Annotated in this window: 12 protein-coding genes and 2 pseudogenes; 7 read left to right on the top strand and 7 right to left on the bottom strand. The window is 60.4% G+C overall.

The annotated features are described in order from the left end of the window. Nucleotides 1-320 precede the first annotated feature (320 nt). The 6 genes and pseudogenes from HDG37_RS14190 to HDG37_RS14215 all read left to right on the top strand — a co-directional run. Nucleotides 321-3,104, top strand: coding sequence for a LuxR C-terminal-related transcriptional regulator (locus HDG37_RS14190; protein ID WP_184048409.1), 2,784 nt, complete (start codon nt 321-323; stop codon nt 3,102-3,104). A gap of 440 nt (nt 3,105-3,544) precedes the next feature. Next, nucleotides 3,545-4,294 (top strand): annotated as a pseudogene (locus HDG37_RS14195) (integrase); the annotation flags it as partial. A gap of 808 nt (nt 4,295-5,102) precedes the next feature. Then, complete coding sequence (istA, locus tag HDG37_RS14200) at nt 5,103-6,605, top strand: IS21 family transposase (RefSeq protein WP_184048411.1); 1,503 nt, start codon at nt 5,103-5,105, stop codon at nt 6,603-6,605. Further along, nucleotides 6,592-7,359: an IS21-like element helper ATPase IstB gene (gene istB, locus HDG37_RS14205; RefSeq protein ID WP_184048413.1), complete on the top strand. Its 768-nt coding sequence runs from the start codon at nt 6,592-6,594 to the stop codon at nt 7,357-7,359. Before istA ends, istB begins: the two co-directional genes overlap by 14 nt. Further along, a complete protein-coding gene (locus tag HDG37_RS14210; protein WP_184048415.1) occupies nt 7,356-7,574 on the top strand; it encodes a hypothetical protein in 219 nt (72 codons plus the stop codon). The genes istB and HDG37_RS14210 overlap by 4 nt, the downstream gene beginning before the upstream one ends. A gap of 103 nt (nt 7,575-7,677) precedes the next feature. After that, nucleotides 7,678-8,106 (top strand): annotated as a pseudogene (locus tag HDG37_RS14215) (tyrosine-type recombinase/integrase); the annotation flags it as partial. A 323-nt stretch (nt 8,107-8,429) separates the two neighbouring features. Here the strand turns inward: HDG37_RS14215 and HDG37_RS14220 are convergent. Genes HDG37_RS14220 through HDG37_RS14235 form a run of 4 tightly spaced genes read right to left on the bottom strand, consistent with a single transcriptional unit; the run spans nt 8,430 to nt 13,657 of the window. Beyond that, nucleotides 8,430-10,040 (bottom strand): hypothetical protein, encoded by a 1,611-nt coding sequence (locus tag HDG37_RS14220; RefSeq protein ID WP_184048417.1) that lies wholly within the window; start codon nt 10,038-10,040, stop codon nt 8,430-8,432. After that, a complete protein-coding gene (locus HDG37_RS14225; protein WP_184048419.1) occupies nt 10,037-11,029 on the bottom strand; it encodes an ATP-binding protein in 993 nt (330 codons plus the stop codon). Before HDG37_RS14225 ends, HDG37_RS14220 begins: the two co-directional genes overlap by 4 nt. Before the next feature lie 4 nt (nt 11,030-11,033). Continuing rightward, nucleotides 11,034-13,019, bottom strand: a complete 1,986-nt coding sequence (locus tag HDG37_RS14230) for a hypothetical protein (RefSeq protein WP_184048422.1) — start codon at nt 13,017-13,019, stop codon at nt 11,034-11,036. After that, on the bottom strand, nt 13,016-13,657 hold the full coding sequence (locus tag HDG37_RS14235) for a hypothetical protein (protein WP_184048425.1): 642 nt from the start codon (nt 13,655-13,657) through the stop codon (nt 13,016-13,018). Before HDG37_RS14235 ends, HDG37_RS14230 begins: the two co-directional genes overlap by 4 nt. 958 nt (nt 13,658-14,615) lie before the next feature. On the opposite strand from HDG37_RS14235, the gene HDG37_RS14240 reads away from it, so the two are divergent. Then, a complete protein-coding gene (locus HDG37_RS14240) occupies nt 14,616-15,836 on the top strand; it encodes a tyrosine-type recombinase/integrase (RefSeq protein WP_184048428.1) in 1,221 nt (406 codons plus the stop codon). Nucleotides 15,837-15,989: 153 nt separating this feature from the next. Here the strand turns inward: HDG37_RS14240 and HDG37_RS14245 are convergent, their stop codons facing one another. From HDG37_RS14245 to HDG37_RS14255, 3 genes are all read right to left on the bottom strand, one after another. Next, nucleotides 15,990-17,198: a hypothetical protein gene (locus tag HDG37_RS14245; protein WP_184048431.1), complete on the bottom strand. Its 1,209-nt coding sequence runs from the start codon at nt 17,196-17,198 to the stop codon at nt 15,990-15,992. 283 nt (nt 17,199-17,481) lie between these two features. Beyond that, nucleotides 17,482-18,516 (bottom strand): ParB/RepB/Spo0J family partition protein, encoded by a 1,035-nt coding sequence (locus HDG37_RS14250; RefSeq protein ID WP_184048433.1) that lies wholly within the window; start codon nt 18,514-18,516, stop codon nt 17,482-17,484. Continuing rightward, nucleotides 18,513-19,790 carry a ParA family protein gene (locus tag HDG37_RS14255; RefSeq protein ID WP_184048438.1) on the bottom strand — a complete coding sequence of 426 codons (1,278 nt, stop codon included), beginning with the start codon at nt 19,788-19,790 and terminating at the stop codon, nt 18,513-18,515. Before HDG37_RS14255 ends, HDG37_RS14250 begins: the two co-directional genes overlap by 4 nt. Nucleotides 19,791-20,955: the final 1,165 nt, after the last annotated feature.

Raw genomic sequence — 20,955 nt, forward strand, 5'->3', positions numbered from 1 at the left:
CGATGGCGACGCCTGTGAGATCGTTCGCGCCTGTTGACGAGTTCCGTCTCACACTTGGAAAGACGGTCGAACCGCGGCTTCGAAGCTGTCACCGGTGCGGTGATGGCAACTGCTGGTACTCCCGTCGGTCGTAACGCGGGCAGGCCGTCCAGGCCCGGCTTGTCGCTGTGTGGAAGCAGGTCCAGAATCAATTGCCGTCTTCAAGCCCGCCTGTGTCTGAGAGCCCGCAAGACACTAGCGCGAAATATTAAGGGGCAGATTGCACGGACGGCCGAAGGAAGTCATAGCCTTTGAAGCCGAACGTGCGACTGGAGACATGAATGCAGTTACCGGAGATCACCGGCCTATCGACGATCGACACCAAGCTCCTGCCCCCAACGCAGAAGCGTGAGTTACTGAAGCGCGAAAGGCTTATGCGCGAATTCAGCCAGCACCGGCTGTGTCGGCTTGTCCTGATTACAGCGCCGGCTGGCTATGGCAAGACCAGTCTGCTTGGCCAGGTCATCGAAAGCCTCGCGGTGCAACGCTACCCGGTCGCATGGATCAGCATTGACCAGGACGACAATGATCTGATGCGGTTCTTCGCGCATTTGTGGAAAGCGGTTAGCGCCGCCCTTGGTGAACGCAATACATTCCAGAGTCTTGTTGCTTTGCAAGGCGTGAGCGCAGGTTACCTTCCGCCTGCCGCTACCTTGAAGGCAGAGCTCCTGAACCTGTTAGCTTCCCTGAAGCAGGATCTATATTTATTCTTCGACGATTTTCATCTCATCGAGCACCCCGACGTTCTCGAGCTTACCAGTGCGATCCTGCTTGCTTCCCTCAACCGACTGCACGTTATTGTTGCCGCGCGTCACATTCCGAAGCTGCCCATCCCGCGTTTGCGCGCGTTAGGGGAATTGCATGAGATCACAACCGACGACCTGGCGTTTTCAAGCGAAGAAACAACTGCCTTGATTGACGCTGCTGGCGGGATTTGTGTATCGCCAGATCAAGTGAAGCGACTTCATGAAAAGACGGAAGGATGGGTCGTCAGCCTGCAACTCGCGGCGTTTGCGATACAGAGCACGGGCGACACCGAAGCCTTTATAAGGGAGTTCACCGGTGCGGGTCGCGACGTGGGTGATTTCCTCATGGAGGAAGTTGTCAAGTCACTGCCCGATGACATGCACGAGTTTCTGATCGCCACCTCCATACTTGACAGGTTCACCGCAGAACTGGCGGATGCCGTCCTGTTGCGGAAAGACAGTCGGTCGAGAATTGACCGGCTCGAGTCGCAGAACATGTTTCTATTTTCTCTCGACAGGGAGAGGATTTGGTATCGGTACCATCATCTGTTTTCTGAACTCTTGCGTAAACGTTTGCCGGATAGCTCCTGCGATGCAGTGATGCCTGAATATCACAGACGCGCGTGCACCTGGCTGGAGAGTCGCGGACACATCACGGACGCCATACGACACGCGTTTGCATGCGGCGACCTGGACCGTGCCGGCGACCTCCTGGACACTGCCAGCACAACTTTGTTTGCTGCAGGGCAGGCGTCGACCTTGCATTCTCTGGCTTCAAGGCTTCCTGCAGCTATCTTGAACAGACTGCCGCGTCTTCAGCTCGAACTGGCATGGACAAACGAAATTCAGTGGCGATTCGAGGAGGCACGCGAGGAAATCAGCAACGTCCGGTCGCAGTTGACGCGCGACCTTCAGCGTTCCGATGAAGCAGAGGTGCGCCCTGCTCCGCCTGAGGCCGCCGTAAATCTCCATGCAAAACTTGAGCATCGCAACATCATGCTCAAGGTCTTCACCGATGACCTTAACGACATCGAGACCGCCGGTACCGCCTGGAACACAACGTTCGGCCGCAGGGATCACTTCATGAGCGCATCAATCGCTACGGCCATGATGTTGGCTCGTCGCGAACACTACGTCTGCGATTTGACGCAGGCCGAGTCGGATGACATTCGTCGAGAACTTGCTGAGGGGCGGGCCGTCTATGGAAACGTCTTCCTGGATACTGTGGTAGGCGGGACCTACTTCATGCGCGGCGAACTAGGTCTAGCTGAAAAATCCTTGCGGCAAGCTCACGAGTTAGCCAGTCGACTTCACGGTGAGCACTCGCTGCTTTCGGCGATGCCCAGCACGCAACTCGCGCAGATACTCTACGAAAAAGGCGAGCTGGAGGAAGCGCGAACGTTGATAGATGAATGCGCTGATCTTTCGCCAGTATTCGGAATACCCGACTCGGTTATTGCCAGACAATTGACCACAGCGCGTCTCGCCATGTCCGACGGAAATGATCAAGCGGCGCACGCTGCTCTGGACGCGGCCACCCTCATTGCCGATCGATACAAGATGCCGCGACTCCATGCTCATGTTCTCGCTGAGCGAGTGCGCCTTCTTATCGCAGCCCGGCAGCTTCGCGAAGCTGAACTCTTTGCATCGAACCAGCGATATGCGAAAGGACTCCAGGACGTTTCGCCGTCGGGACACGTTGACACGACGAAGGAACAGTTCGCTATCGCCACGGCACGCATCGAGGGAGAGAAGGGAAACTTGCCGCAAGCCATCGCACTTGTCCGCCGATGGGTCAGTTGGACGCGAGACCGACGGTGTCTGCGCTCCGCGATACGGCTATCGATCCTCCTTGCAAAGCTGCAATACCGCTCTGGAGAGGTTTCCGCCGGGCGTCGCAGCATGCTCGATGCGCTGGAGTGGGGCTCCAGAAGCCCATTTGTTCAGAGCTTCCTGGACGAGGGCCCCATTGTCGCGAAGATTATCGAGGAGATTGCCGCGGCTGCGGCCCCCGTGGCCCCGGCAACTTTCGAGTACTTCCGCCGCTTACAACACGCGTTCGGCCGAGACAGTTCGCCGGATCAGATTGTTCTTGATGCGACTGCGCAAACTCTCGAACAGTCAGCTTTTCTATCTGACAGAGAGAGGCAAATACTTGACTTAACTTCCAAGAATTATGGAAACGATGAGATCGCGCTAGCTTTGGGTCTGGCCCAAAGTACGATCAAATGGTACTGGAGACGGATTTTCGAAAAACTCGGCGTGCATCGGAAAACCGCGGCGGTACGATTGGCCAAGCAGCAGGGAATCATTCCCTAAACGAGGCTTATTGTTGTTGCGGGTGCTCGTGCCGTAGCGCGAGGTCTCGTTGCTCTGGTGGTAGAGACCCCGGGTCCAAAAAATCCCGGGGGAAATACAGCAATGAAGATCGGACGGTGACCGCTCGCTCGCGGCCACTGTCCGTGGCAAGCGGATGGGCGGCCACTCGGCGGACTGAGTGGAGTCAGGCATGCTGCAGCCCATCGCTGGCCGCACGCATGAATTGCAGGAGTTGACTTAGCGGAAGACCAGCAGGCGCCGTGTGTGAATTCTGTTCAGCGGCGCATCACACTGATGTGGAACAAGTTGATATCTGCTCGTTCGCTGCACGGCATTACTTTTCATTGGTTTTTAGGCATCGTGACTGTAGTGTCAACGGCTCTTCCACGCGTGCGACAATCGCGGTGTGACATGTGTTCCCACCGATCCACGTTCAAACCATGACGACGACCCTGATCGCGCCCCGCCCGCTCGATGCGCTCGACCTGCCGCCCGACCTTGACGGTCGCCACGGCGTCAACCGGGCGAACGGTCGCAAGCAGATCATTGCGGCAGACGACCTGAACGCGATCCGCGCGTGGCTCGCACGTGTCGTCGACACGAAGACCACTTTCGAAAACTACCGCAAGGAAGCTGAACGGCTCCTGTTGTGGTCCATCGTGCAGCTGGGCAAGCCTTTGTCATCGCTCACGCACGAGGATCTGCTCGCCTACAGGCTATTCCTGGGGGATCCACAACCGCGTTCGCGCTGGGTGTCGGATGGCGGGCGCAAGTTCCCGCGTCCCGATCCACGCTGGCGCCCGTTCTACGGGCCTCTGGCAGTCTCAAGCCAGCGCCAGGCGATGGTGATCCTCAATGCGCTGTTTGCGTGGCTCGTCGAAGCTGGCTACCTGGCCGGCAATCCACTGTCGCTAACGCGCCAGCGGTCCCGCCGTCAGGCGCCTCGCATCACCCGATACCTCGAGCGCGACCTCTGGCAGGAGGTCAAGGTCTTTATCGACGGGCTGCCCCGTGACAGCGATCGGGAACAGGAGCGTTACTGGCGCGCCCGATGGCTTTTTACCCTGCTCTACCTGGGCGGCCTGCGCATTTCGGAGGTCGGCGGCAACACGATGGGCAAGTTTTTCTGCCGACGTGACAACGAGGGGCACGAACGGTGGTGGCTGGAGGTGCTTGGCAAAGGTGACAAGGTGTGAACGGCTGTGAGAAGCCGACACTAAACGGCGGCATCGATCAGAAATGCGGAATGGTCATGCTCTGCTGAGCGGTTTGGGAATGGTTTGCGCGAAGAGGGGGAGGCGCTACCGGGTGCGTCGGAAGGAGCCCGTAGGGCGAGTGCAGACGCACCCGACGCGGCTCGTTTCAGGAAGTGGTGACGCTGAAGTCGGGATGCGGTAGAAGAAGGCTTACCGCCGAAGAAACAGGCCCGACACCGGCTCAAACCGCCAAGTTCACTCCGATGTCGAGCCCCACACGCGCATGGGGCACGGGTGCCGGGCCAGTATGGCACGACCTACCAGTCCCGTCGATAGCGTTTCGGCATTGACGGGGATTGCCGATGCCGGCCACCGGCCGCCTGTTTGTGTGCGCCCGCTGCCGGGCGCAGGTCGTCGTTTGCCGCCGTTGCGACCGCGGCCAGATCTACTGCGACGGTGACTGTTCTGAGGTCGCACGCCAGGCCAGCATGCGCGTGGCCGGCCAGCGCTATCAGCGCAGTCGTCACGGCCGCTTCGCGCATGCCGAACGGATGCGCCGCTATCGCAGCCGCCAGAATAAAGTGACGCATCAGGGTTCCGCTGTACCTGCCGCCGATGCTCTACTGGCACCGACTTCGACGACGTCGGCGGCAACAGCGGCGGTGTCCGCCACCGCCCCAGCTATGCCTGAGCGTTGCCATTTCTGCCACTGCGTCTGTCCGGACTTCGTGCGCCTCGGGCCACTACGCCGTCGGGTCTTCCGTGATGTTCGCACTACTATCTACTGCACAGGAAGTGACCCATGACCATTGGAGTTGAACTCGAGGCGCAGATCCTGCGCTACTACCACGTCGAGAAGTGGCGCTGCGGCACCATCGCACGGCAGTTGCACGTGCACCGTGGCACGGTCCAGCGCGTGCTGGCGCAGGCCGGTCTACCCCGCGTCGGCGGGATGCTCAGACCTTCGCAGATCGATGCCTACCTGCCGTTTATCCATGACACGCTCAAGAGGTTTCCGTCGCTCACGGCCAGCCGGCTGTATGCGATGGTCACCGAGCGCGGCTACCGTGGCAACCCTCATCATTTCCGGCACCTGATCGCGGTACACCGTCCGCGTCCTACACCAGAGGCTTATCTGCGGCTGCGCACCTTGCCTGGAGAGCAGGGCCAGGTTGACTGGGCCCATTTCGATCACCTGCAGATCGGGCGCGCTCGCCGGCCGCTGATGGCCTTCGTCATGGTGCTGTCGTGGTCGCGGCAGATCTATCTGCGCTTCTTCCTCGATGCCCGCATGGACAGCTTCCTGGCAGGCCACGCCGGCGCGTTCGCGGCGTGGTCCGGATTGCCACGGATCCTCCTCTACGACAATCTCAGGAGCGCTGTGCTCGAGCGTCAGGGTGATGCGATCCGCTTCAACCCGACGCTTCTCGCGTTCGCCGCTCATCATCGCTTCGAGCCCCGTCCAGTGGCAGTGGCCAGAGGAAACGAGAAGGGACGCGTCGAAAGAGCTATCAGGTATGTACGTGAGAATTTCTTTGCCGCGCGCAAGTTCGCCGATCTCGACGATCTGAACATCCAGGCCGCGCAATGGTGCGCGGGCATGGCGGCGGATCGTCCCTGCCGGGAAGAGCCCACGATCACGGTGCGTGAAGCCTTCGCCCGCGAGCAGCCAAGCCTGCTTACCTTGCCGGAGAACCCGTATCCCTGCGAACTGCAACTGGCCGTGAAGGTCGGCAAGCAGCCGTATGTGCGCTTCGATCTGAACGACTACACGATCCCGTATACCCACGTGCGGCGCGTGCTCACGGTCCGGGCCGATCCCCGGCAGGTGCGCATTCTCGACGGCGCCGATCTGCTTGCAACCCATGTGCGCAGTTACGATCGCGGCGCGCAGATCGAGATTGCCGCGCACATCGACGCCCTCGTTGCACGCAAACGCGAAGCCCGTCACCATCGCGGCCTCGACCATCTCGCCCGCGCAGCGCCGGCCAGTCACACACTCATGCTGCGCGCGGCTGAACGCGGCGCCAATCTGGGCAATATCACCGCTCACCTGCTGCGGCTGCTCGACCGCTATGGTGCAGCGGAACTGCAGGCAGCGATCGAGGAAACGCTCGCCAGCGATGCCGCGCCTCACCAGAATCCGGTGCGTCTGGCGCTGGAGCGTCGGCGCGGGTCGCGCAAGGTACCGCCGCCAGTGACGGTGAACCTGCCCGAGCACGTGCGTAGCAAGGACACGCTGGTGACCCCTCACCGGCTCGACATCTACGACCAGATAACGGGAGGTACTGATGAGCTCGCCTGAGAACCTGCAGGAGCGCGCGAACGCCCTGCGCCTGTACGGGCTGCTGGCGCATTGGCCGGATCTCACTGACGCCGGCTGGGTTGCGCCGCTGCTGCAGTGGGAAGAGGACGAGCGTGCCCGCCGTTCGCTCGAGCGACGCATCCGGGACGCCCATCTGGGCAGCTTCAAACCGCTGTGCGACTTTGACTGGGCCTGGCCCACGCGCTGCGACCGGGCCGCCGTCGAAGAACTGATGTCGCTCGAGTTCGTCAGGGACACCGCCAACGTTGTACTGATCGGCCCGAACGGCGTGGGCAAGTCGACCCTGGCGCTGAACCTCGCCTACCAGGCGCTCGTCAACGGGCACACGGCGCTGTTCACAACTGCTGGCCAGATGCTCGGTGAGCTCGCCGCGCTTGACAGTGACTCAGCGTTACGCCGGCGGCTGCACCGGTACGCCACGCCTGACGTGCTCGTAATTGACGAGGTCGGATACCTGTCCTACTCGAATCGCCACGCCGACCTGCTGTTCGAGCTGATCAGCCGCCGGTATGGCGCAGCGAGCACCGTGGTCACCACAAACCGGCCGTTCGCAGAATGGTCGGAGGTGTTTCCGAACGCCGCCTGCGTCGTCTCGCTGGTTGACCGGCTGGTGCATCGCGCCGAAGTCGTCGCGATCGAAGGCGAGTCCTACCGGGTGAAGGAGGCACGTGAACGGGCCGAGCAGCGCGCAAAGAAACGCAGCGCGGCACGCCTGGAGAAGAAGAAATCATGAAGCGCCTTCACCTGCCTTCGGGCATCACTCACGGGCTGGACTTCCTGATCCCGGAGAACTGGTCCGCAGATCAGGCGCTCGCCGTCGTGGAACTCATCGACGATCTACGCGAGCGTATCGCCTCGCACTATCAGATTCCGCTAAACGACCTGCTGCACGAACAGCGCGCGCCTCCCGACAATCCTCACCCTCGCGACATCGACGATCCATTCTGATGTCCATCACCCAACAACAGCGGCCCATAACCGCCCCTGTTGTTGACGCTTCTACTCAACCTTGCGCCGCCATCTAATGGCGCTTCTACACCGCCGCTAACACAAGGAACGACTCGTTCCCGCCTCCGCTGAGATGATGGTCGAACTCGCGCGCTACCGGCGCGCGCGCGGGCTTGCGCCACTCCCGTCCTCGCGCGAGGACACGCCGCTGGTGTTGCCGCTCGGCAAATCCATGAAGCCTCTCACGCGGGCCGCGCTGCACTCGATCATCAAAGGCATCTTTGCTGGCGCAGCGGACAAATTAAGGCTTCGCGGTGAAGACTATGCCGCGCGTGCTACGCATCTCGAGCGCGCATCCGCACACTGGCTGAGGCACAGTGCCGGGTCCCACATGGCCGACGGCAACCTCGATCTGCGACTCGTGCGAGACAACCTTGGACATGCATCGATTTCGACGACGAGCATCTATCTTCATAGCGACGACGATACCCGTCACCGCGAGACAGAAGAGAAGCATCGCCTGAACTGGTGAAATGCGGATTTCGCAGCCGTACTGCAATTTCACGGGAAAGCGGGACGGCTCCAGCCGGACCTCTGCGCGTGCCGCTGCGGAAACGATAGGCTTGGAGGCCGACTATCCGTCCAAACACGAATGACCACGCACATCATTCGGCATCCTTAATAAAACCGCTATGCAATCCCGATACGGTCGGCGTCCAGATTGTTCAGTATGGGCGGTACCGCTCCTCTGAGCCGGCATTCGGTGTCGATCTCAGCGACCGATTGCTCCAGCGCTCATCGCTCCGCTCTGGAAGCAAAACAAGGCACGACGCCCAGGCAGCCTCCTCGCCTGCCCTATTCGGCATCTGATGCCAACAGGACTGCCACCACCATCGCAGTCACACTGATGTCGCCATTACGATGCACACGCAAGGGGTCGGTCACTGCAAGGTCGCTGTCGGAACTCACGTCGCGTCTGCGCCATGTGGGCATAATCAGCCGTTCTGATGGCGCCGTGTCTTCATTCAGCGCGAGCAGATGCCGCTGCCGGTGATGTTCGCCATTGACCTGTGGCTTTGCTTTTTCGGCGATGCGGTCAGTTCGACCACGGGCGACGATCAATCGTAAAGGCTCGGCCTTCCCTTCCGAATCCCGGTCCAGCACCACCCATTCCCGTTCCTGAAAGTCCACCACGGGAAACGGCATCCACACAGGCCCCGAACTGCCGGTCCCGTCGTCGGCTTCCCGCAGATAGCAATTAAAGCTGTCAAGACAGGCCTGTGCGAGCGCATGAAGAATTACCCAGCGGTCCGCTGCCGTGCTCCAGTGTGCGAGGCCAACCGGCGCAAGAAGCGAGAGCCAGACCAGAATGCCCAGCGGCCCGTGTTCACTCCGGGCTAACAGATGGGATGGAATGCGGACGCCTTCCCATTTTGTTCGCCATCTGAGTAGTGCGTGCGCAACCGGACAGAACGGCGTCGTCGTTCTGGCATCAAGGCACCACGTCAAATGGCGGGCTGCGCTGACAGAACATGAGCGATGCCCGCGTCCAACAGAGCGAAGGACGTACCGCTTTATCGCCTTGTAGCAGGCGAGCGCGTCGATCGTTATATCCTCGCCGGGATGTGAACGGGGCGCGCCGTTCCCGTACGCACAGTCACGGTCGTAATACAGCGCCAGTAGATGCCGGCTGGCGTCAGTCTCGCCCCGAACGACCCGCTGGCAGAAATCCTCGCCCGGGTCCAGGCCGCTCCCACAATGCGGCGCCGAAGCGAGCCATGAAAGCCGTTTTGCGGTTTGACTGGACAATCGCAACAGTCGCGCTACGTTTGGAGACCGGCGTCCAAACCAGCCCCGGCCAAGACCCTGTGCCGTGCTATGTCGATAGGCGGGAGACAATCGTAAAGCGCGGTCGTCAAGCCTACGAAGCGCCGGCGCCCAATCATGTCCGCACGACGGACAACTGAACGGCGCGCGAAAAAGGCTGGCCCGCAGGCGATACACGATCATCGCCTGCCCGCATTGCGCACAGCGGTCACGAAGGGCGCAACCATGAAGAGGACACGTATTGCAGCGGGTGAACTGGAACACGGTAAGGTGGACACCTTTCGACGCGCACTGCGTACACCAGCGTAGCGAAGGACCGCACGTCGCACCGGTCCGTTGGAAGCGTTGCGGAAAGGCAGCGGCGACATCCGGTAGGGACATGCGCATCAGGTTCGACATCTGAACGAGATCGAACTTCTCCGCATCGCGTAAATCAACATCCAGCTGAAGTCTCGATGTGCCACGGTTACGCAGGAACATCATCGCGACCGCTGTACATGACAGGCTGTTGAGCTGCTGGAATTTGGCGAGCAGCATAAAGGCGGACTGTCCGGATACATTCCAGTCGTCCCGCCAGCACCATTCCGACGACGAAGCTTCATGGGCGAGTGGTAGCAGGATGTCGAAGCGCCGTTTCATGGACCGGCCGGCATGTCAACAAACACGATGCGCAGATCCTCCAGCGCCGCGAAGTAATCTGACTCCTCCACGGCCAGCGCCCACAATGCCGGACTGAACGCGAATCCCGGCGCATCATGTTCCAGGTTATCGCCAAGCACGATTTCCACCGCACGGGCGACATATTCCATCGGCAGTTCCATCGTGAAATCGAAGCGCGCCTTCCTGTGCGCCTGGCCGAACGCTTCCCAAACCAGCTCGCTCTGATGTCCGAGCCGAAAGCCTGAGTCGTAGGCACGCTGCAGGAAAAACCTCGTGAACGTCCAGTCGCTTCCTTCCGGAAACACCGACTCATCGTACGCGCTGAGGGATACTTCGAGATCTGCGGGAGACTGGAAGCCCTGGAAGCGCATCTCCTCGATCATGAACCGCGACACGATCTGCGACGTATCGATGCTCTGTCTGAATGACGTCTTGCGATTCAGGATGCTCGGCTGACCCACCAGGAACGTGTACATCCGGATGCCCCGGCGTTCCATCTCGTCCTGCACGTCGCGCAGCCACTCGTAGTGTTCAAGTTCGAGACGTTGGGCCTCATCAACAAACACCACAAGCGATTTACCCGACGCACGCTCCACGATTTCGGTCAGCCTGTTGTAAAGACGGAAACGTCGCTGCAGGGCCGAGCCACTGTCGGGACGTTCATGCCGGGCGGCCGCCAGAAGCATTCCAAAAAACAGGCTTTCTGAACGGCTTGGGTTTTGCGGCATGCCCAGATGGAAGATCGCGACTCGGGGCAACTCGTCGCGCAGCAGGCGCTCGCAGTACCGGATCGCATACGTCTTCCCCCAACGGGTATGCCCGTAGATCATGGCGCCGGATATGCCACGCCGGATGCAACGGAGAATACACATGTACATCGCGCCGATCGATGGCGTCGGCACCATGTAGCCCCGGTTCAGCAGCGGATGGGCGTCGGGCGCAAGAGGACGCGTCGTCGAGCGAAGCATGCCGTCAGGAAAACGTGAAGATCTGCGTCAGTCGGAGCGCTGGCCGGGCGATACGTGATTGCCTTTCCCTCTGAGTCGCCGGAGGTTGCGGCAGAGTGTCCGGTGATGCCGGGGCGGAGGAAGCCGTTCCCGTCGTGTGTGACTTCGCCCGATCCGTAAGCATGCGGGCAAGATCGTTTGCACTGCGCTGGTGATGGGTCGCTTCGGACTTCTTGTAGGCGAACCACGCCTCGACCGGGTCTTCTCCGTCCCGGTACGCCATCTTGCGTTGATGGACGAGTCTGAAGATTTCCTGTCGCACACGCAACGAGTGCTGGGAAAAACACCACGGCCGTACTGCGGTCAGCATGCCCACTTCAGAACCATCCATGAAAAAGGCATGAATATGCCGGATGTCCTTCACATTGAAGTAGACACGCAACTGCTGACCGATCAACGATGCATTACTTGAGAGGACACTGTTGGAGTAGCGTACGTACTCGAAGTTGATGTGCGGACGTACGCCCCGCTTCGCACTGCCGCGTATCGTGATGACCCGAGCCTCCTGCAGCAGGCACAATGTGCTGCGGCGGGCAATGGGTAACGTCTGGATGAGACCGGAACCGCGTTCAAGAAGAAAACGCATCGCCTCGAGCGGTGTGCGACCGCCCAGGCCGGTATGCGGTTCGCCATTGTAATCGGCGAGCACCACGTCAATGACATCTTCGAGTTCATCAAGACTCATCAGCAGCGACAACTTCCCGCCCACGTCATTGAGCGCGCGTTCCACCGCCTGCGGCGCCCGTCCCGTTGTTCCGGGCAGCCGATGCGCAAAGTGAGACGCGATCTGGTCAAAGAACCGCTCGACGAACGCTCGCTCATTTTTTTCGCAAAGCGGCCCGTTATCGGTCCAGCAGCCGACCACGCCAGTCAGTCGATCAAGCGTCGCCTTCGCGAAATGCGCCTTCGCAGCGTCGAACCGCAAGGTATCCCAACACGCCCAGGCAGTCGTGGGGATAGCTTCTGAGGGAAACCCGCCACCTGCGCGCACGCGCAAGCCGGGAATGCGGTACGCCCGCGTTTCATGGGGCTTCAGGGTCGCCTGCAACGCTTCAGCGATATCGTCCTTGTTGTATTCCCTACCCAGCGCGAGGCTGTAGCCGATTACCGAACGCGTCGCGACATCAAGCAGTATCAGGATCCAGACCCGGTGAAGCGCGAGAAGGGTCTCGAAGCCGAGCGGGTCATCGATTCTTAGCGTGATGCGCAGGTCGATCTTGTGACCGTCGAATTCGACAACATCAAATGGCCGGGCAACGGGCTTGCGCACATGCTCGCCACTATCGTGCCAGGGATGGCCGATCTGTGCTGCGCCGGCTGCCTGCGCCGATCCATCAAAATGCCCGTCTGCGAGGCGTCGAATATAAGTCGCCAGAGAACGCTCGCCGAGTTGCTGCTGATTGAACGGATAGTCGTTTCCCCCAACACCTGCCCGCCGGCACTGGTCGAGAAAATCGCGATGCAGACGCCGCAGACTTCTCAGTACCTCGCGTCGTCCGCCATTCTTTCGGCCGCGCTCGTTGACTTTGCGTTCGATCCATTGCGAGATCGCCGGATATCGTTCCAACAGTTGTGCGAACGCCCCGGTCGCCCCGCCTCGGGCGCCGTCGCGGGAAAGAACGACAACGGCCGTGCGCTGGTACCCGCGAATATGGCTGTAGGGGATCAGTGCGCGCACACCGAAAATCCTCCCATCGTCATGAACCGCGCCGCACCGCTCAAAAAGCCTGTAGAGATCGTTGAACCTTATTCCGGTCAAGCGACCGATTTCACGCAACGATGTCTGTTGGTCGATAAAGAGCGTTATCGCCTGAATGCGCCTTCGCAGCAGATCACGATCGGCACTGGACAGGCCGCTGTCATCTGCGGATGGCCACTTCGCAATTTCACGCAATTCCTCTGGGATCGATTGCCGGTCGAAGCGAAGGTCGCCGAAGGCCATCGTCTTCATCCGCGCACCAGCAGGGTATGTCGACCGATTAGCTCGAGGGCAAGAGTTGGACAGCGCAGGCGACCGTCGAGGACCAGCATGAATGCGACAGTCCGTGCCAACACGGGGTCCTGGGGGAACAGTCTGCTTTCGAGCTCAAGCAGGCTCCCGCCTCTCTCGCTCGAGTCAAGCACGTGCTGCTTCATCCTTTCCGAGACGAAAGCGTGCCCTGCCGCAACGTGGTGAAGTATGGTGGCCTGATTGCGACGCAGTACTTCACCTGTCGCCGCTTCTTCCGGCTCGACAAGACAAACCTGCATTCGGGACTTCGCGGCCCACACTTCGAATGCCGCGAACCAGCGCGGGGGCATTGTGGTCCATTGCCGTTCCGAAGTCCGAAGCAGGATGAGAAGGCGCTCGGTGTCATTGGCTTTCGCCCAGAAATCTATCCGACGAGCTGGCAACGCACCCGGAGCACGCAGCGGGCGTTCGCAATAGCTGACGATACCGGGATCGAACTCAAGCTGCAGCCACGCGTTCAACGCTCGATGGCCGAACAATGTCAGGCGACGGTCGATCTTCAGGCCATAGACATCGTAGCGATGCACTCCGTAGGGACGCGCATCGTCGACTGGGCAGACGTACCGCGGGTTGGCCATTGCGGCCCCCAGTTTCCTGAGACGACTATGGAGTTGTAGTACAAAACCGGGGGAAAGCGAGAAGGAGTGAGTCGGCGCCCCGCACCGGCGATATCACGCACTCGCGCTGCCGACAGCTCACGGACCCTCTTATCTCCCGGAAGGCGCAAAAAGCGTCGGTGTACGGATACTACACTTTACGTAATGAACCATACGTTCGGCGTGTCGACTCCCGCCGCGTAGCTTGAGCTAAGCAGGAAAGACCGCAACGAAACGCGTCCAGGTGGCAGTATGCCGATTTTCCCGTGAAACATTTCATGCAGTCGCCCAGCAAAGCCTTGGTAGACGGCGGTCGGGCGGATACACCTTTTGTTCACGAACGTTTCACGGCTGCTGCGAGCCCTCTATGGCGATGCAGGCGGAGGCGCGAGTCAAGGCCATTGCATCAGGTAGCCATTTAATAGTCCTAAGTTTATAACATTTACTTCGACTTTTCGCGATTTCGAACTTTTGCTTCGTTTCGACCGCAAGCGAATCTGGAAGCAAGGCGCGGCCGAAGCCTTATAAATAGGACGGTCGCGCTTCCGACGGTGCTGTTTCTTTTACTTCAACGGACGGAAGACGGGAGCGGCCCGCACGAGCGCGGCCTCCTGCCCGGCGTCCTTCGGAGCGAGGGCGGACCGCTCTTCGCCTGTGTCGTCACGCCCGCGCCGACCGCTCGGCCGGATTTCCAGACGCCCGCTCATGACGCGCTATGCCAGGCCGCCTCGGCACGCGAGTCGGTTCGTCCCGGCAACTACGATCCCGGGCCGCTGACGTCAGAGCGCCAGACCGGACGCATGATGCTGCCGCGGACGCGGCCTTCGCCTGGCTGGCGTGTGCGGCAGGTGGCGGCCGGTGCGAACCCAGCGGGCTTGATCGTTAGTTGCGTTACAGGCGACTTCGACGGAACGACTGACCTGATGTTCGGAGCGATCCGATGAGCGGCCCCGACTTCGACGGCGCAATCACCGGCCGGCCCGCAGCCGTTACGAGCCGGCCCGCCGGCTCGCCCAACCGGCTCGACAGTCCGATCCTGCCGCCGGGCCTCACGGACGAGGACGTCGTCGGCCGCTGGCTCGCCGCGAAGGCGAGCGGCCGCGGCCGGCTTTCGCCGGCGACGCTTGCCCAGTACCGCACCGAAGCGGAGCGGCTGTTCTGGTATGCGGGGCGAACCGGCACACTCATCTCCGCCTGGACCCTCGACGACTTCACGGCCTTCATCGGCTTCCTGCACGCACCCGCGCCATGGGCGATCCGCAATCCGGGCGTGCGACGGGGCTCGCCCAACTGGCGGCCATTTCTCGGGCCGTTGTCGGACCGCTCGGCTGGCCAGACCCAGAAAATCGTCACATCGCTGTTCGACTGGCTGCGCGACGTCGGCTATCTGCAGCGCAACCCGGCCGCGGGTCTGCCGGCGGTTGGCCGGCGCCTCCCGGAAAAGCAGGCGCGCTTCCTGTCGCCGGACGACACCGCGCTGCTGCGCGAGGCGATCGCCGCCCGCCCCGAACCCTCACGCGAGGCATGCCTCGCGAAGGCGCGCGACATGTTTGCGGTCGACCTGTTCGAGCGGACCGGGCTGCGGACGACGGAAGCGGTCCGGTGCAGGATGGGCCACGTGAAAATCGAGCCCGTTCCGGCGGAATTGCGCCGGGAGTTTCCGGACGCCCCGCCCTTCCAGTGGCTGCTGCGCGTCGAACACGGCAAGGGCGGCAAGGCGCGCTGGGTACCGTGTGACGAGATCGCGCTGTCGCTGCAGGCGTACCGGATGGCATACGGACTGTCGCCGGTACCTGCCCCGGACGAGACACTGCCGCTGCTGCTGTCAGTCAGGCGCACCAGATTTGGAATATGGAAAGGGCTACGCAGTCGCACCAGCGTCTGGAACCTCATTACCGGTCTGTGCGACGAGGCCCTAGCCTACGCCCGTGCGCACCGGCGCCGCATCGACGCGGAACGGTTCGAGACCGCATCAACCCACTGGCTGCGCCATTCCTACGCAAAGGGACTGGCGGCAGCCGTCAGCAACGGGCTGGATGCGCGCGCCGCGCTCGAGAACATGGGTCATTCGGACCTGCGGACCTTCAACCAGTACGTCGACGACGAGCCACTGAAGCGCGCACTGGCGACAGCCCTGGCCCGAGCACGCGCGGCCCGGTAGCGGTCCACATCCTGTTTCTTTCGAACGGATCGCCATGGCCCCAAGGCAGCGTGCGGATGAACGGCTTCGTGGCACCTGCTCCGCCGCAAACGACCGCCTGCGAGTCACCTCGACAGCAGGGGTTGATCTGCTCATCTCGCGCCTGCGATCCGCTCAGACCACTCTCGTCCGAGCCGGGGCGAACCGGCTCAGAGCACCGCGCAAAAGCGCCAGGTGGTCGGTGACAGCCGCCGTTGCGACGCGGGGGACGTCGGCAGCCGTCCAGATGGGTGCGCTCATCTGACGACGCGTCTGGGCGAACGCTTCGAGGTCCGCCGCGGTGGCCACCCGGATCTGACCTGCACGCAAAGCCTTCGCAAAACGGGCTTGCCACGCCCCGGCCTCCCGGCGCGCCACGCCCTCCTCCACGCTGTAGACCGACAGCGACATTCCGTCAGCATCAATCACGAGCTTGCGCTCACCATTCGTATCCACGAACGACTGACCGGCGAACTGGGCCACCAGCGCCTCAGCTGTTTGCCGTTCCTCGGCCGCAGCGCGAATGGCGTTGCGTTCGGCATTGCGACTGCGGATCTGGAATTCAAAGTCAGCGGTGCTGCGAAGCAGGGCCTGCAGATAGCAGATCGGTCGGTCGGCTTTTTTGAGGTGCTCCCAGGTTGCCTCGACAACATCAGAGAGTCGCTTGCCCTGCTCCCGCGCTTCGCGCATCAGTTTGAAAATCAGAAATTTCTGAAAACCCAGGGGCCGCAGACGCTGAAGGTCCGCAGGCACGTGCCCCGGTTGTCTCTTTTGAAAAGCAGTTGGGGAAAGATCCTTATATATACCACCGTCTGCCAATGTGGCAGACCGATGGGGAAAAGTCCTAACCGGGTCGGCAGAGACCGAATCCTCTGGGGGTGCGTCGTTGGTTTCGGTGGGCGCAGCGGCGACGGCGACGAGGCCGAGGATGGTCGCTGCACGTTCAGTGAGATGCAGGTACGCGCGACCGAAAAGGCCGGCGTGGCCGTAACGACGTTGTTGCGCTCGCTCGACCAGTCCAGCGGCTTCCAGGTCTTGGAGGCTACGGTAGAAGGTCCGCTCAGATTGCATCGCGCGCTCGGTGAGAAGCTCACGGCGTGCGTAGATATGACCGTATGGGTTCGACGCATCGACGGTGCGGGCGAGGGCAGCGAGAACGGAGCGGGCACGGGCAGGGACGCCATCAAGGCGCGACGCGCGATGAACCGCTCGCAGAATGATCCACGGCAGATTGATCGAGTCAGAGCTAAGAGCAACGGCAGCAAGAGAGGGGGTTTCGGCGTTCTCAGGAGGCACGGGACGAAGTCCAACCTCGCAAGCAACGAGATGTTGCGCGATAGCCATAGCAAGTCACTTCCATTTTCGAAAATGGATTTGAAAAAACTTGACTGACTTGATCCATCCGCTACACTCAGAGCCGTACGTTCTGGTCCTCACCTTTTCGTACTTCTCGCCCGATTGGCGTCGGGAGAGTGCCACGGACCGACATGCAGTTAGTCAAGCCCGTAAATTCAAAAGCCTCCAGCTTCCAACTGGAGGCTTTTGTTTTTCTAGGTCAGCAGATCATCCTGATCTCCAAAGTTCCGACTTAAGATTTTTAAGTCTATGATTCTAAAGGGATTGTGGTTTATGAATCCCTCTGCGCCGCTGTGAACACTGCACTTTCGGCCTCTAGCACCTTCTGGAGTGCAGCCTGTACACGCCTTGCCTCATCGTCGGACTTGAATTGCAGGCGCACGACATTGCTGGCTCGGCGCATCACACAATAATCCGCCTTCCCCGCCTTGATCTTCACTGTCTCCGCTGACGTTGCTGCTTTAGCTGGTTTCGCGGAGGCAAGTTTGACGGCTTGAGACTGATCGATTTTCCCTTCGGCCAGCTGGGCCACTGCTGCGATCACTTCGGCAGTCCGCCCAGTTTTTGCCAAGCCCGCCAGTGTCTTTCCGGCCATCGACCCGATCAGCGCGGGCTGCTGTTCCAAGGTCGTAATGACCTCTGGCGGCAAATCATCGAACGCCAGAATGTACGAAATCATGGCTTCGGAGATCCCCGACTGCTCCGCCATCTTGGCTTGGGTGATCGAGGGAAAACGCTCCTGCATTTGTTTGAATCCACGATACTTCTCATAGTCGGTCAGGTCAGACTGCAGCAGGTTGGCGTAGAACGCACTGGCCGCTGCTTCATCATCGGTCGACTCTTCAAACACGGCCCGGATTTTGTCCCGCCCCAATTCCTTGTACTGGTCGACCCGGTTGTGACCCGAGACAATCTCGAGTCCGCCGTTTGCCATAAGACGCACGACAATCGGGTGAACGAGTTTGTTATGTCGAAGGTTTTCGCGTAACTCGAGCTTCTTCTCCGGAGACATATATCGGCGTCTACCGGGGACTTCAACCAACCTTGAAATCTCGACATCCGTTGCAGCCGATGCGAGCTGCTGTTCCAGTTCTTTCAGGCGCGCTTCCGTCGCCCCGTTGGCGCCGTCGCGTTTCGCAAGTTCGCCCTTCAGGTCCTCGATCTGCTTTCTGAGTGCGGTGATCTGCATCGTCTGGCCGGGACCGGTGGTCGGCATGCTCGGCTTCATGGACGCGGCTGCCGCCTCGTCCTCTTCCGTCAGCATGATCGCCAGCCCTTTGGCCATCCTGTCTTTCAGCGCGCTCATGCCAGACCTCCGATCACCCACGAAGCGCTCGCCTTCTCGTCGACAAAGTCCACGAACTGGTCAATCGGATTGCGGATCCGGCGAAGTGTTTCCAGCCCTCCCTCGTACTTGTCGATGTCGTAGATGGTCTGGAAATGGAGGTTGGTATTGCGCGCGAGATCGGTTTCCGGAATCTCGACTGGTATCACGCGCGAGCCGTAGAGGTTCGCGATCCACTGCTGCAGAACTCGCGTGGCTGCCTTATTAGGGGCCACTCGGGTAACCAGCACATCCACGAACTCAAATCGCTTTTTCTCGGTATCGCCAAACTCCTCCATCCCGGTGATCAGATCAGAGAAAAGATGCCAGAACTGGACCATCGACGCGAACGAGAGCATGTCCGGAACCACCGGCACGATCACGCCGTTGGCGGCGAATACCGCGTTGATCGTCAGGTAGCTGAGCGTCGGAGCAGTGTCGATGATGATGTAGTCGTATTCCTCGGTCAGGGATTCCAGTCCACGATGCAGCACCTGCTCGAACCGCAGATCGCCCTCCTTCGCCATGTTCGCGCGCGCCGGCAACATGAACTCGGCATTGAACAACTGTGGCGAGGCGGGGATAAGATCGAGGTTCGGCCAATAGGTTTTGACAGGCAAAGTGCGCATGTCAAACTCTGTCCCGTCCACATACGCTTGAATCAGCGGGATGACGGTGTCTTCTTCGTTGATTTCGGCGTGCGGGTTGTACCCGTACAGGGTCGTTGCGCTCCCCTGCGGATCGAGGTCGATGTGGCAGACCTTCCGGCCACGGCGCATCGACAGACCCTGCGAGAGCAACGTCGAAGTCGTGGTTTTGGTAACGCCGCCCTTGAAGTTGGCGACAGTGATAACCTTGCCCCGTCCGCGGCGCGGTGTCGGTTTCAGCTCGGCCTTAACCCACGCTATCGCTTCTTCAACGGAAAACGACCGGACACCCCCGGGACGGGTTTGGGATCCTTGCGGAAGCGAGGTCGTGTTCAACGCGTAGGCCATCCGCTTCCGGTCGATGCCGCACATTTCCTGGACGCGAGTCGACGATACGAGGGGGGGGACCTTGCGCGGCTCGGGCTTCAGAATCTCGTCGCGAATCTTCTTGAGCATCACCGTCGAACGGTTCGCGAGCAAAAGCAGATCTTCGGCTGTGGTATCGCCTGGCGCAGAGATCGAGAACGGGCCCGAGTCGGGTTGCGGATGCTTCGCGCCCGGCGGTTCGTCGACGACAGAACTGTCAGAAGCACGCGTGGTTGATGTCATCAGGATTCTCCGTGGTCTTTTGGACAGCCAGGTGGAAAAGTGCCTGTGGCTGTCGAATTCCGTGCAATGTAGACTGTGCGGCGGGTAAACGCAAGTAAACTTTGCGCACTCCGACCCCTCTGAAACCCGCGTTGAGTCTGGCACAGAGCCAAAAAGCTAGAATCAGGTTGAAAATCCCGCGGGCGTTCTTATGAATTAGGGTCGTAACAATGACCGTCTCTCCCCATGTTCTAGGTCTCAAAGAAAGGGCGGGCTAGTGCGTCAATCAATCAGCCGCCGTCGTCGTTTGCAGGTCGTTATGCCCGCGACGGCAGCTTAAGAATTTTAAGCCGATGATTTTTAGGGATGTTTTCCTATTCAATTCGACCCTCCTACTTTCTGAGGCCTTCTTTTCGTTGCGGCCGATCTTGCTTAACCGCATCCTTTACTTTTGCAGGGGTCGGCGAGCTTGCTGCAGACATCAAGGGCGTTGTCGTTTTCGAACACTCCGCGTAGGGTCACGACTGATTTGTGTCACGTCGAGTACTTAGGTTTAAACCTCCGGGAACCAAATAAATGAGGTGTTCTACGGGACGGTCCGGGGACGGACCTTGTCAGCTCGACGAATCAATTCGACACCGAAAGATTCCACCACAAGGCACGACAAGAGCATGTAGACGACGCGTGGAAAGCAAATAAAGTGCAGCGCCGTTTTGCGAAGTGGCGAGCCATGCCGAGATGCTGCGCGGCGTGGAATATTCGTGTGCGGAGTCCACAAGCGATCCAACCATACTGCTTTGAGGAAGAAAGTGAAAAACATGTCGGCCGGACGGAAGCACGGGAAAGGGATGTCGGCCTCGACCAACGCGATTCACTGAGCCATGGAAGTCCATACGCGCTGGGAGAGGGTCGCTAAACACACACTTAGTTCGTCAGCCCAGAGCCGGGGAATGGGGTGGCTACGCGATAGCTGGTCGTGATGGTCTATTGCGACCGACATCTGGAAAAGTACGGTGAGGATTTCCCTCGAACAGCGGTCCGTCTCTTCCATGGAGCAGAGCTGCAACGACGTCGCCATTGCGGTGCTTTCTGTCCCTGTTAGAGCGTGTGCGGCACGATTCCCATCGGTACTTGCATTCGGCAAGCCAATGCGACGCAGCCTCGCCAATACCGAATGTCCAGTGCG

This window comes from Paraburkholderia sp. MM5384-R2, assembly GCF_014201025.1.
GTDB lineage: Bacteria > Pseudomonadota > Gammaproteobacteria > Burkholderiales > Burkholderiaceae > Paraburkholderia > Paraburkholderia tuberum.